Annotated in this window: 13 protein-coding genes; 7 read left to right on the forward strand and 6 right to left on the reverse strand. The window is 40.6% G+C overall.

Annotated elements, in window-relative coordinates; genetic code table 11:
• Window positions 1-78 precede the first annotated feature (78 nt).
• Window positions 79-693 (reverse strand): GTP cyclohydrolase II, encoded by a 615-nt coding sequence (gene ribA / locus ACGHEH_RS06895; protein WP_390443254.1) that lies wholly within the window; start codon window positions 691-693, stop codon window positions 79-81.
• A 72-nt stretch (window positions 694-765) separates the two neighbouring features.
• Entirely contained in the window at window positions 766-1,272 is a 507-nt protein-coding gene (locus tag ACGHEH_RS06900) for a DUF3087 domain-containing protein (protein ID WP_390443257.1), read from the reverse strand.
• A 128-nt stretch (window positions 1,273-1,400) separates the two neighbouring features.
• Here ACGHEH_RS06900 and ACGHEH_RS06905 point away from each other — a divergent pair, with 128 nt between their 5' ends.
• The 3 genes from ACGHEH_RS06905 to ACGHEH_RS06915 all read left to right on the forward strand — a co-directional run bounded on the left by ACGHEH_RS06905 (window position 1,401) and on the right by ACGHEH_RS06915 (window position 3,283).
• Entirely contained in the window at window positions 1,401-2,036 is a 636-nt protein-coding gene (locus ACGHEH_RS06905) for an energy transducer TonB (protein ID WP_390443260.1), read from the forward strand.
• 106 nt (window positions 2,037-2,142) lie between these two features.
• Entirely contained in the window at window positions 2,143-2,694 is a 552-nt protein-coding gene (locus tag ACGHEH_RS06910; protein ID WP_390443263.1) for an RNA polymerase sigma factor, read from the forward strand.
• The gene (locus ACGHEH_RS06915; protein WP_390443266.1) at window positions 2,684-3,283 is read left to right on the forward strand and encodes a hypothetical protein; all 600 of its coding nucleotides are present in this window, start codon (window positions 2,684-2,686) and stop codon (window positions 3,281-3,283) included. The genes ACGHEH_RS06910 and ACGHEH_RS06915 overlap by 11 nt, the downstream gene beginning before the upstream one ends.
• Window positions 3,284-3,293: 10 nt before the next feature.
• Here the strand turns inward: ACGHEH_RS06915 and ACGHEH_RS06920 are convergent, their stop codons facing one another.
• Window positions 3,294-4,667, reverse strand: a complete 1,374-nt coding sequence (locus ACGHEH_RS06920; RefSeq protein WP_390443268.1) for a Na+/H+ antiporter NhaC family protein — start codon at window positions 4,665-4,667, stop codon at window positions 3,294-3,296.
• A 252-nt stretch (window positions 4,668-4,919) separates the two neighbouring features.
• Between ACGHEH_RS06920 and ACGHEH_RS06925 the strand changes: the two genes are divergently transcribed.
• Window positions 4,920-5,774, forward strand: coding sequence for a MurR/RpiR family transcriptional regulator (locus tag ACGHEH_RS06925; RefSeq protein WP_390443271.1), 855 nt, complete (start codon window positions 4,920-4,922; stop codon window positions 5,772-5,774).
• On the opposite strand, the gene ACGHEH_RS06930 is transcribed toward ACGHEH_RS06925, so the two are convergent.
• The gene (locus ACGHEH_RS06930; RefSeq protein WP_390443274.1) at window positions 5,771-6,919 is read right to left on the reverse strand and encodes an exo-beta-N-acetylmuramidase NamZ domain-containing protein; all 1,149 of its coding nucleotides are present in this window, start codon (window positions 6,917-6,919) and stop codon (window positions 5,771-5,773) included. The two genes, ACGHEH_RS06925 and ACGHEH_RS06930, sit on opposite strands and share 4 nt — an antisense overlap.
• A gap of 55 nt (window positions 6,920-6,974) precedes the next feature.
• Here ACGHEH_RS06930 and ACGHEH_RS06935 point away from each other — a divergent pair, with 55 nt between their 5' ends.
• The gene (locus ACGHEH_RS06935) at window positions 6,975-7,250 is read left to right on the forward strand and encodes a SelT/SelW/SelH family protein (RefSeq protein ID WP_390443276.1); all 276 of its coding nucleotides are present in this window, start codon (window positions 6,975-6,977) and stop codon (window positions 7,248-7,250) included.
• Window positions 7,251-7,472: 222 nt separating this feature from the next.
• Here ACGHEH_RS06935 and ACGHEH_RS06940 read toward each other — a convergent pair whose 3' ends face one another.
• Window positions 7,473-10,376 (reverse strand): EAL domain-containing protein, encoded by a 2,904-nt coding sequence (locus tag ACGHEH_RS06940; protein ID WP_390443278.1) that lies wholly within the window; start codon window positions 10,374-10,376, stop codon window positions 7,473-7,475.
• 124 nt (window positions 10,377-10,500) lie between these two features.
• Between ACGHEH_RS06940 and ACGHEH_RS06945 the strand changes: the two genes are divergently transcribed.
• Together ACGHEH_RS06945 and ACGHEH_RS06950 are read left to right on the forward strand one after the other, a co-directional pair.
• The gene (locus ACGHEH_RS06945) at window positions 10,501-11,118 is read left to right on the forward strand and encodes a chemotaxis protein (RefSeq protein WP_390443281.1); all 618 of its coding nucleotides are present in this window, start codon (window positions 10,501-10,503) and stop codon (window positions 11,116-11,118) included.
• A complete protein-coding gene (locus ACGHEH_RS06950) occupies window positions 11,115-11,846 on the forward strand; it encodes an MBL fold metallo-hydrolase (RefSeq protein WP_390443284.1) in 732 nt (243 codons plus the stop codon). The genes ACGHEH_RS06945 and ACGHEH_RS06950 overlap by 4 nt, the downstream gene beginning before the upstream one ends.
• 96 nt (window positions 11,847-11,942) lie before the next feature.
• Here the strand turns inward: ACGHEH_RS06950 and ACGHEH_RS06955 are convergent, their stop codons facing one another.
• Window positions 11,943-12,293, reverse strand: coding sequence for a VOC family protein (locus tag ACGHEH_RS06955; protein ID WP_390443287.1), 351 nt, complete (start codon window positions 12,291-12,293; stop codon window positions 11,943-11,945).
• Window positions 12,294-12,327 lie beyond the last annotated feature (34 nt).

Below are 12,327 nucleotides of genomic sequence, written 5' to 3' on the forward strand. Positions count from 1 at the left end.
GAATTATACCTATCAAAACACAAAATGCGACCATAGTAGGTCGCATTGTGTTCTCGAATACAAAAGAGGATGAAAAAGCTACTTTTTCTCAGGTACTTTTTCCATATCTAACATGTGTGAACCATGCTTCACTTTCGCTTCTAAATAATGACGGTTACCGTCTTTTATGTGTGCGTGAGTGCCGACAACTTTATCAACTTCAATGCCTGCATTTTTTAGCGCATTAAGTTTACGTGGATTATTCGTCATCAGTTTAACGTGATTTAAGCCCATCGCCTGAAGCATCAAAACAGCGTCTGAGAAATCACGCAAGTCGTCATCAAAACCTAAGTGGTTATTCGCTTCGTAGGTATTCATACCTTGCGACTGTAGAACATACGCATCGATTTTGTTGTAAAGGCCTATGCCACGACCTTCTTGGCGCAAATATAAAATGATGCCACCTTGCTCATGCATGGTTTCGATACATTCATTTAACTGTTCACCACAGTCACAACGTGAAGAATGGAAGACATCTCCCGTTAAACACTCTGAGTGCATACGAATAAGAGGTACTTCATTCTTATCAGCTTCATTAAAGATTAGAGCAACGTGCTCTTCACCATCTTGTAAACCATTAAACGATACAATTTCTGCAGGAATATGACTGTGCTGTCCTACATTCAGCTTCACTCTCGCTCTTACTTCTGCCACGACTTTTGCGAACCTAATAATTTTAAAATGTTATACTATCACAAATTTGATAGCTTGAAATTTAGGAGCCCATTAAAACTTAGCTAAAATGCGCTCGTTGTATTTAGTAATATCCAATTCAACTTGATATTCACGCGCCAATGCATCTAATTCAGCTTGCCACATACTCAAATCTTCCATAGTGATGGTGTTGTCATCTAGCGTCCAAAGTTGTTTAGACCCAGAATAACTGAACTGCATAGCCAACATTGCATCAACATCGCCTTCTTTGGCGGCTTTTTTAATTGCCATCATCTTACGTGTGGCGCGATTAAGTGCTTGTTTTAGATCCCACACATACGCAACTTCATACATAAATGGGTGCGACTTAACCTTTTTTAAAGTCAAACCTATAACAATTGAAGTCACAACCACGCCAAGTAAATTCCAATGAAAGTGACTACCATCTGCATCAGGGAACAATAAAATCAGCAACTGTGCTATGCCTAAACTTCCCACTGTGAGCGCGGCAATACAGGCAAAAATCACTTTATTCAGATGTTTTCTGTAACGCGTTTTATCAATTTTTTGTAACTGCATATGACTTCCTCGGCAAACCTATACGTATTGTACTGTGGAACGGTTGATAAAAAAATTTAAAATTTTTTCACCCCTTTTTTCATGCTGTGTCGTTTTACGGATAAGCAAACAAAAAAGAGGCGCTTATTATGATGACTTACACCATGCCAACTCCGGCTCAAACCATGACTAAAGTATCTGCATCAATTGTAATCGGTGCCATAGTAACCCTGACTGCTTTTGCCTTTATGGATTATTTAATCAGCAGTGAAGAAAGAGCCCCAGTTGAAGTTAAAACCCCCTTTGAATTAGAGATCATGCAAGACAGACCTGACTCCGAGGTGCAAACTAAAACAAAGCCTTTACCACCACCGCCGCAACCTAAAGCACAACCGCCAAGACCACAAACATCGGTACCGTCTGAGGTAGCAGGGCCACAAATTGGTATAGGTGGCCCAGTGATAGAATTAGATAGAACGCCAATCAACACGCAAATATTTGCACCACAAGATGGCGATGCAACCCCGATTGTCAGGGTGGACCCTAAATATCCAGCAGCTGCCGCTCGTGATGGCAAAGAGGGCTGGGTTGAAATGGCATTTTCAATCGATAAAGCAGGCAATGTAATTGATGCACAAGTTATTAATGCTGAGCCGAAACGTATTTTTAATCGAGAAGCATTAAAAGCACTTAAAGGCTGGAAGTACCGTCCTAAGATAGAAAACGGTCAAGCGATAGTGCAAACCGGTTTACAAGTTGTGTTAGAGTTCAAATTACAGCAATAAGCTAAATACCACTCCTCTTAATTAGGGAAGTGGTATAAGTTAAGTTGATTGGCTTGTAAGCGAGAAAAGCCAATCAATAGGGAAAAGAACAATCGGGAAAGTGCCTATGCTAATAGCATTAAAAACATGGTTACATAAGGTTTCGCCCAGCAGAGATCCACTAGAGGCGTATAAACAGACTGGCGAAGATATTTATATAGAGATTTTAATAAATACCTATAGCCAAGACCTGTTTCATTTTTTGAGTGGACAAAGCGATCGTGAACTGGCAAAAGATATTTGCCAAAAAACGTGGCTCACCGTTGTAGAAAAAAGCCATCTATACCGTGATCTGCAAACACCAAAAGCATGGCTATTCTCAATCGCTCGAAATGCTCTACTAGACGAATTTAAGAAACAGAACCGTCTATCTTCACTCGATGAGCAACACCATGAAGCTGTGAGTAACGAAACTGAAGCAGATGAAAAAAACGCACTCTACGATGCACTTCTTACTCTGCCTTTTTTGCAAAGAGAAGCGCTCAGTCTGCAATTAGAAGGTTTCAGCTTACAAGAAATCGCAACGATCACACACAGCGAAGCAGAAACCATAAAAACCAGATTACGCTACGCCAAACAAGCTTTAAAACAGCGTTTAGGAGATTCCCATGGCGAATGATGATGATTTTGATAAGACCTTGAAACAAGCTTACCAACAGCGTAAGCAACAGCAGGGTTTAACCAAACAAGAGCTTGAGCTGATGAAAGCCAAATGTCGCCAGCCAAAACAAAACAAATTTTGGCAACAGGCACAATGGGCAATGGCTTGCGCTGGTTTGCTATTTTTAGGTGCGTTATGGATACAACCTGAAAATGAAACCACTCAGATGTACGTGCTTGACTTGACCCAGTATGAGCATATAGAGCACCACGGCAAAGAAGATGGTCAATATAAAGTTTATATTACTCGAAATCACACATTACAAAGTCCTGAAAGTATTCAAGCAAAACATTCAGAGTTACTCGCACAAGCGCGTTCATTCCATGGCCGTATCATTGATAACAACAGTGAGTTTTTACTAATTGCTGACTGTAAGGAAAACACTTTACTGGAGATTGAGAAATCATTGATCAAGGATTTATCAGATATCAACCTCGAGGGGCAGCTTCGTCAAGGTGAACTGTTAGCCCTTACTAGCAATAAAAAAGGGCTGTTAGTAAACCTAACAACCCCTAGTCAAAATCAGGGCATCTATAGTTGCCCTTAATCTATCTTGCTTAAATCATGATAAGACTTGCAACAAAGAAGCTTAACAATGCAAGTAACCCACCGACAAGCGCATAAGGTAATTGTGTTTTAACATGCGTCAATAAGTCACATCCTGATGCCAGTGCTGAAACCGCACTGGTGTCAGAAATAGGCGAGCAGTGATCACCAAAAATACCACCACTTAAAATCGCGCCCACCACCAGTGGTGCAGGCAAGCCTAATGCTTGAATTAACGGCACTCCAATTGGGATAAGAATGGCGAATGTGCCCCAAGAAGTCCCCGTAGTAAACGACATTACCGCACCAGTTAAAAATAGGACTGGCACAATTAAATAGATAGGTAAGTAGTCACCAACCAATGAGGCAACGAATTGTCCTGTACCCAGTTCTTTTAAACTCGCGCCTAAAGTCAAAGACAATAAAACAATGCTGACTAGCGGTAATAGCTCACCCATACCTTTGAAGCCAATATCAACAAGCTGGTGATGGGTAAACTGCTTGTGCGCAATTAACTGTAAATAGGCAACCATAGAGGCTAAAACCGTTGCATAAAGTACCGACTTAGAGCCACTTCCACTGGCAAGCTCGCCATTGCCGGTCCAAAACATAAAACCAATCATGCTAACAATTAGAGTCAGTAAAGGGATTAACATAAACCGTGCTTTACTCGCAGCAGGACCCGCATCAATTTCTAAGTTTTGCTTTTCAAGTTGTTGTTCGGCTTCTTTCATTGGGCCGTGCACTTTATCGAATACAATGGTGTAAAGCACAATTAATAAAGCAATAATGGCGTAAAAGTTAAAGGCCACAGAGCTCCAAAGAATACTCACTGCCGACTGCTCAAGCTCATAGTTACTTAATAGTCCGAGTACATAAGCCCCCCAGCCGTTAAGTAAAATCAAGATGCAAACGGGCGCACTGGTACTATCTATGATATAGGCCAAACGAGCTCGACTCATTTTAAATTTATCGAACAAACCTCGTGAAACAATACCTGACGTCAACACACTCATATTTGATTCGATAAATACCGACGTGCCAGTAAACATGGTAAGTAACCCAACTTGCCGTTTGCTTTTGGCAACCCCTAGATTCATCAATTTATTGACCGTCGCAGCGACTCCACCCGACTCTCGAATATAAGCAAGCAGCGCTCCAATCACGATACTGAATATCAGAATTCGACTATTTCCTGCTAACGTTGCCACTGAAATGACACGTTCAACACTGTTAACAAATGTCAGTAGTCCAGGCTGTCCTTGCGTATATAGCAACAAAAACTCAGAACTAATCACTGCTAATAGCAAAGCCATAATGACTTCTTTACGCCAAAAAACCACCAAAATGGCTATGAGCGGTGGTAAAATTGCATACCAAGACATAAATATCCTTAAGTGCAGTTATTATTTTCTACAAATTACTGTAATGAAGTGTAATTCGCTAAGCACGATTAAACACGTAAGCTTAATGAGTAATGTTTGAAAAACCAAGCTTTTGCGTTTTTAAGAAAAAACACGTATGTAACACTTTCACTAAAAATGGTACACTGTGTCGAAAATAACAATAATAAACGTACTACCTTTTTCAATATAAAACCCTATAATAGGTACAACGTTATCTAAGAAGTAAACATCATGTCATCATTTTCGAAAATTAAAGCCTTATTGCCTCAGCTTTCTACCAGCGAAGCAAAGCTAGCAAATTTTGTTCTAGACAACGCACAGCAGATCAGAACACTATCATCTATCGAGCTTGCTCAAGCTGCGGGCGTGAGTCAATCAAGTGTCATCAAGTTTTCGCAAAAACTAGGCTATAAGGGTTTTCCTGCTTTTAAACTGGCTATCGTCGATGACCTAAACTTACAAAGCTTAAAACAGCTTAATACGAATGAGCGACTACCTACAAACAGCGACGATCCTATTGCTGATTTAGCAGCTAAACTGATCCAACGTCAAACCACAGTGTTAGAAGAAACATTACAATTAAACCACAGCGAAGATCTTAATCAGGTTATTGCAAAAATCAAAAGTGCACGCAAAATTTTGATTTGTGGTATTGGTAGCAGCAATCTAGTTGCAAATGACTTTGCTCTAAAACTACAGCAAATTGGCTTACCGGCGCTATCACAAGTGGATGAGATCAGTGCATCGGCTTATTTAGCAACCATGCATAAAGACGACTTGTTTATTGCGATTAGCACATCTGGCGATAGTAAGAGTATAGTGACATTAGCAGTGCAAGCTGCAAAGAATGAATGCTGTGTAGTCTCAATCTCTAAATACGGAAACAATGCATTAACTGAGCAAGCTGAATTAAACCTGTTTACTGCTTTCGAAAAAGAATCTGTAGAACATGCCGGTATTCTCACTCGTACCGCAAGCACACTGATCACCGATGTGTTATTTTTGGGCTTAACCCAGTCTCACAGTCGTTGGCAAAAGCGCGCTAGCCTTGCCACAGACAATATGCGTGCGATTCGTCACAGCTAACGCTCATAAATCAAATAAGGTTGGCGGCGCAACTTAAAGTGTTTAAGTTTAGGCTGCCAGCTTTTTTCAATCTCAGTCAAAGACTGTCCTGACAACATCGCTCTTCTTAATTTATCGGTGCCAGCTAACTTATCCATAAACTTTGGATATTTAAAGAACACTTTATTTTCTGACCTAAATTTATTGTAAGCGCCCACAAACCAAGCTAAGTCAAACCCAGTGTCTTGATGAGCTCTTAGGTCTTTACCATAAGCGACTGTGTCTTTTAGTTTTGGATTTAGTGCAGCACCCAGCGTCGAGACGGGCGTAAATTGAAACTTGCCCAGCTTCACGTCATTGTGACCGAATACTTGAAATGGAAAATCGGTACCACGGCCAACTGACACGGGCGTCGCTTCAAAAAAGCACAACGAGGGATAAAGCGCTATAGATTGACTATTCGGCAAATTCGGACTTGGCTTGATGGGTAGCTCAAACGGCTTTGATAAGTCGTAATCAGATACTGCGACCACGGTTAATTCAGGTTGCTTTTCAGTGTTTAGCCATCCCTCTCCCACTATCATCTTTGCCAGCTCTCCTACTGTCATGCCGTGCAATACTGGGATTGGGTGCATACCAACAAATGATTGAAACTCAGGCTCTAAAACTGGCCCATCAATTAAGTTGATATTAGGGTTTGGTCTATCTAATACTATGACTTTTTTACCGGCTTCAGCGGCAGCTTCAAGTACATAATGCATGGTGCTGATATAAGTGTAAAAGCGAACGCCCACATCTTGAATATCAAAAATAATGATATCCACATCTGCTAAATCTGTTAACTTTGGTTTTTTCGATTTCCCGTATAAAGAAATAATCGGCAAACCCGTTTTACTGTCTACTTGGTCATTGATCTTTGCACCTGCATCCTTCTTTCCGCGAAAGCCATGCTCCGGAGAAAATACTTTTTTTACATCAATTCGCTTCTCTAATAACACATCAAGCAAGTGCTGTTCTTTTATCTGCGCTGATTGATTCACAACTAAGGCAACACGTTTGTCTTTAATTAATGGTAAATATGTTTGTACTTGCTCAGCACCGACTTCTAGTGCTTTTAATAAGGGAGTAAATAACAAAATGAAGATCAATAATAGCTTGGCTTTCACAACAAAACCCTTTCAGACATAATATGTGCATCATACCAATTTGCGCTAAAAAACAATGAAAAAACCGACCATTACCATTCATTACTGTGTTTTATGCCAGTGGCTTCTGCGAAGCGGGTGGCTTGCCCAAGAGCTACTCTCAACATTTACTGATGACTTACAACAGGTAGCACTAGCACCAGCTTCAAAAGGCGTGTTTGAAATTTACTACAATGACGAGTTAATTTGGTGTAGAAAACAAGATGGCGGTTTTCCTGAGGCAAAAGAGCTAAAACGCCGTGTACGAGACAAACTCGATCCAAGTAGAGACTTAGGACATATAGATAAATAGCATGGCTTAAACTCAGCCTAATTAACCTGAGCTTTGGTTAAGAGATTTACTAAAGTATTGATATTGAAATGATAAGAACTTTTTCAAGTCTGCAGCCGGAGACTTTTAGCGATAACAAGGCGAATTTACGCATCAATAGCCGGCCTATTGTAAGTAAATTCAACGCTGTTAGCGCTGAAAGTAGCCGCTGGAGATAGATTTATTATCCAAAGCTCAGGTTAATTAAGTCATCTTTCTGTGAATTTGGCTCATCACTGTGCCCAGCTCGACCATATTACTAATGGCATCTATGGGCATAGGCTTGGCAAAACAATACCCTTGGAGTTGGGAACAGCCCGCATCTGCTAATCGCTTTGCTTGACCGCAATACTCAACACCTTCAGCAACCGTGTTTACCCCTAAACTTTTCGCCATGTTGATGATCACCACAGCCAAATCATCATCTTCGCTTTCAAAATTAAGATCATCGACAAACTTTTTATCAATTTTAAGGGTGTTAAATTTCAAATGTTTAAGATAAGTAAGACTAGAATAACCTGTGCCAAAATCATCAATGGCGATACTAAATCCCTTGTCCTGAAGCACTTCTAGTGAATGCCTCATATCTTCTAAATTCGCTATCAGTGAAGTTTCAGTGATTTCTAATTCAATATTTTTAGGGGGTATTTGGTATTTATCTAGTAAAAACTCAAAGTCACGCAAAAAATCATTATCTAATAGCTGATCCGCCGTTAGATTAATACTGAGCTGTAAACTCACCGATGTTGTTATCCAGCGCACTAACGACGTCATGGCTTTTTCTAGTAATTGCAAAGTCACCTTATTCATCAAACCGGCTTCTTCGGCAATATTTATAAATTCATGTGGGCCTTTCAACTTCTCCTGTGTTTTCCAACGAGCGAGCATTTCGAGCTTCTCCAGAGCAAAACTCTTCGCATTGACGATGGCTTGAAAATAAGGTTCAAACTGTCGATGCTTTAAACCCTGAACCAACTCAGCTTCACGCTCTATGCGCTGCTCGACCTCTTTGTCTAGTTGGGAATTGTAAAACTGATAGTTACTTTTATTGATTTTTTTAGCTCTGTACATGGCTGTATCAGCATGCTTCATCAACATTTCAGAGTTAGTACCATCATCAGGGTAAACAGCAATCCCTGCACTCAAGGTCACATTCAGTTGAATACCTTTTAACTCGTACTCCCCGCTACAAGTTAGCAGTACTTTATCAATCACTGTATGGATATGCGCGTGCTCTTTAATACTGTCGACCAAAATAACAAACTCATCACCACCCATACGCGCCACGGTATCACAACTTCTTAAACCCCGGTTTAATCGGTGCGCGACTTCTTGTAAAAGCAAGTCGCCAGCATCATGACCTAAAGAGTCATTAATATTTTTGAATTTATCAAGATCAATAAAAATAACAGCAAAAGCATGTTGATTTCTATCTGCTCGCTTACAAGCTTGCGCGAGCCTATCTTGTAATAACAAGCGATTGGGTAAGCCTGTTAAAGCATCATGATGAGCCAGATGATTCATTTTTCGAGTCATCATTCGAGATTCAGTGACATCTTGAAACACCATGACAGAGCCGATGATTTCACCTGATTTACTATAAATTGGTGAGATCGAGTCTTGAATAGCAAACACCAAGCCCAGATGATTCTTGATACAAGTGAGCTCAGGCAGCCCTAAAGTCGCACGTTGCCTCATACAATGATCCGTCACTTGATCTATGGGCTCCAAGGTTTCTTCATTGAATAAAGGCATGACCTCAGAAAATGGCTTACCCTTCACTTCTTTAGTTAATCTAGCCAAAACCGCCTCTGCAACAGGGTTCATATAGGTAATGCGGCTGGCTTTGTCAGTACAGATAACACCATCACCAATGGAACTTAAGGTGACTTCTAAAAGCTCTTTTTCTTCAGACAGCGCTTGGGTTAGCATCAACTTGTCAGAGATATCCTGAAATGAAATGATGGTTTGCGTATGTTTGTCTTTGTCATCTATTACATCAGCAAATAGGCTCAATGACAGTTTTCTTTGAGAGAAAGTCGTTAGTTTCACTTCTGGTAAATAAAAATGAGACTGTCCTTGTGCCCCACATTTGAGTAAATCACTGGTATTTTCTTCGCTCAGATACTCGCTCAAATAACGCCCATGTAAGTCTTCAAAGTCACATTGCATGGCATCTAAAAACCCCTTGCTAGCATGAACAATTTGCCCTTGTTCATCAATGGTGACTAACATTACCTGACTGTACTCGAAACTATGCTGAAAACGCGCATGCTCCAATAAAACAGTTAACAAAAATAAAGATGTACAGACTGCAAAAAGCAACTCAACACTGCCATTTATACCTAAAGGCGAGATTTGCTGGGCGTGTTTCGATAGAACTATCATCGAAGAAAACAGCATCGCCAACACCACATTTAGCGAAGCAAACTGTTTGCCGTTTAACAGCAAACGACTAGCAATAAAGAGCAGCAAATTCACCAAGAAAAAACTACTTAAAGAAAATAAGGCTATCGGCATTGTCGCTAAACATACTGCACATGCTAGCAGCCAAGACCTAGAAAATACTTGGCCCTCTTGCTCTTCATCATGAGACAAAATGTATGAAGAAAATAGCAATATTGAGAAGGCTTGTAGTAAATGTTCTACCTCTGGTTCCGTACCGATAAAATAAGCGCTTCCCTTAGATAAAGCTAACGCTATACTGACAAACGACACCACACCTATAAGGTATGCAAGCGCAAGCCGCTTTAGTCCAACACTCTTTATTTTATAGTGGCGAATTTTTCCAGCTAGGAAATAAACTTGTCCCACGATCAAGAGATGAAATGCCACATTAATAATGAGTGACTGAGGCAAAGACAATAGCCACATACAAACGCTAAGCAAAGTCGCTAATGCTGGAAAAATGAAACGGTTTAAGCCTTGCCAAAAACGATGAGCAATTAACAAGCAAACAACATCTGCCAAGATGATTAAGCTTGGAGAGGTAGGATCAGCTAGAGCAAAGGTTTCACCCAATAAAGCTGAACTAAAATAAACAATAAACACAATAAGAACTGTTAAAACCATGTTGTTGCGATGCATCCATTCTTCCCAAATCAACATTGACCAACTTTAAGTGTTTATGATGAAGCTCAAATAATCAAGGTGACTTAGCAACTATAATAAAATCTAGCAACTTCTGAATTTATTATCTATGCTCAATAAAAATATTCATCAGAGCGAAATAATGCTTAAAGCTGCTCAATCAACTGATGCTGTTGGAAATTTTATCAGGGTTGCCAATATCATTGCCAACTTAGATATCATCTTGACCGAGGCAAAAAACCTATCACTCACCGCTAAGAATGCGCGCGTTGTTGCGCTACGTGCTGGCGACTCGGCCTTTGGCTTTAAGCCCATCACGAATTTTATTGATGAGTTTTCAGATCAAACCATCAAAACGACAGCCGAGATCTCTACCTTATCTAATCAGCTTTTTACCTTGGCACTTGCCGTGGTTCGATGCAGTAACTTCATAAACCATATTCAAAAAGCAGAGAACGCCTCTCGCGATAAAACCTTAGATTCACTGCTCTCGACAGGCTGCGATGATCTAATAGTGAAATCTAAAGCCTTAGAGCACGCAATTTTTAATCTAGAAAGCTACTTTGAAGACATACAAAAACAAATGCGAAGTGCCGAATACATTGCTGTTACGAGCCGTGTAGAAGCATCAAATGCAGGGGATTTCAGCGAAAGCCTGCAAGGGGTTTCTGACTTTATAGCCAGTGCTGCCAAAAGAATTAAAGCAGCTGTGACTGACAACCTCAGTGAAATTTCAAAATTAAGAGGAGTGATGCGTTGAAATCAACCGAACTACACTCAAGTGCGAGTCATACATGGATAGTCATGGGGCGAGATGAAAGCAAACCTGAAAAAATCATAGATACCAACCAATACCTAATAAAAAGCGCACAAGAAGCCATCATTCTTGATCCCGGCGGCGTAGAGCTTTTTTCTCCTATGCTGGCAAGCGTACTCAAGCATGTTGACCTTGAACACGTCACCACCTTGTTTGCCTCTCACCAAGATCCTGACATTATCTCGTCACTGGGGCTTTGGGATAAAACCGTTCCCAATGCCAAGCTTCATGCCCCTTGGTTATGGGAAGGCTTTATACGCCACTTTGGTATGGAAAACATTGAATACGTGCCAATTAAAGATGAAGGCGGCGAAGTCAGGGTTGGCTCTGCAACATTAAAATTTGTGCCCGCTCACTACTTGCATTCATCAGGTAACTTCAACGTTTATGACCCGCAAGCAAAAATACTGATGAGCGGTGATATTGGCGCCTCTTTAGAGCATGGTGAAATCCCTATGTTTGTCGAAGATTTTGCTGCACATGTAAAACATATGGAGTACTTCCATCGTCGTTGGATGCCATCGAATAGCGCCAAAAACAATTGGATTGCGCGAGTAAAAGAACTCGATATCGAAATGATGGCACCGCAGCATGGTCGCATTTTTAAAGGTGAAGCTGTACAAGAGTTTTTAGAGTGGTTTGCCAAACTAGATGTGGGTATCGCTTCTTAGACGACTCAGTCACTCAGCACTTTAAAAGACAAAAAACCCAAACATCACGTTTGGGTTTTTTAATTATAACGATTAATGGAATCGAGAGTGGTTTAGTTACTTATCAGACCAAATTGCCAACTCATTGCCACTGGGCTCTAAAAAATGAAAACGTCGGCCACCGGGAAAAGCAAAAATGTCTTGGCAAATTGTCCCACCCGCTTTTTGCACGTCCTCCAAGCTGCGCTCTAGGTCTTCACTGTATATCACCACCAGTGCACTACCAGAATTAACATTCGCCATCTTTTCAGCTTGATAGAAACCGCCCTCTAAACCTGAACCACTAAAAGCAATATATTCAGGACCATAAGGGGTAAAATCCCAACCAAACACACGATGAAAAAACGCCTCTGTACTACCTAAATCTTTCGCTGCAAATTCGACATAATTAATAGCATGATGTTTCATATTTAACTCCATTTAGTAATTCTGACTACAAGCC

The sequence above is a fragment of the Pseudoalteromonas sp. MTN2-4 genome (assembly GCF_042848605.1).
In the GTDB taxonomy this organism is placed as follows: domain Bacteria; phylum Pseudomonadota; class Gammaproteobacteria; order Enterobacterales; family Alteromonadaceae; genus Pseudoalteromonas.

Bases quoted from the DNA above. Each gene is read 5' to 3' on its own strand.
- ACGHEH_RS06905 (WP_390443260.1), top strand. From the start codon at position 1,401: ATGATGACTTACACCATGCCAACTCCGGCTCAAACCATGACTAAAGTA.
- ACGHEH_RS06945 (WP_390443281.1), top strand. From the start codon at position 10,501: ATGCTTAAAGCTGCTCAATCAACTGATGCTGTTGGAAATTTTATCAGG.
- ACGHEH_RS06910 (WP_390443263.1), top strand. From the start codon at position 2,143: ATGCTAATAGCATTAAAAACATGGTTACATAAGGTTTCGCCCAGCAGA.
- ACGHEH_RS06935 (WP_390443276.1), top strand. From the start codon at position 6,975: ATGAAAAAACCGACCATTACCATTCATTACTGTGTTTTATGCCAGTGG.
- ACGHEH_RS06925 (WP_390443271.1), top strand. From the start codon at position 4,920: ATGTCATCATTTTCGAAAATTAAAGCCTTATTGCCTCAGCTTTCTACC.
- ACGHEH_RS06900 (WP_390443257.1), bottom strand. From the start codon at position 1,272: ATGCAGTTACAAAAAATTGATAAAACGCGTTACAGAAAACATCTGAAT.
- ACGHEH_RS06940 (WP_390443278.1), bottom strand. From the start codon at position 10,376: ATGTTGATTTGGGAAGAATGGATGCATCGCAACAACATGGTTTTAACA.
- ACGHEH_RS06920 (WP_390443268.1), bottom strand. From the start codon at position 4,667: ATGTCTTGGTATGCAATTTTACCACCGCTCATAGCCATTTTGGTGGTT.
- ACGHEH_RS06955 (WP_390443287.1), bottom strand. From the start codon at position 12,293: ATGAAACATCATGCTATTAATTATGTCGAATTTGCAGCGAAAGATTTA.
- ACGHEH_RS06915 (WP_390443266.1), top strand. From the start codon at position 2,684: ATGGCGAATGATGATGATTTTGATAAGACCTTGAAACAAGCTTACCAA.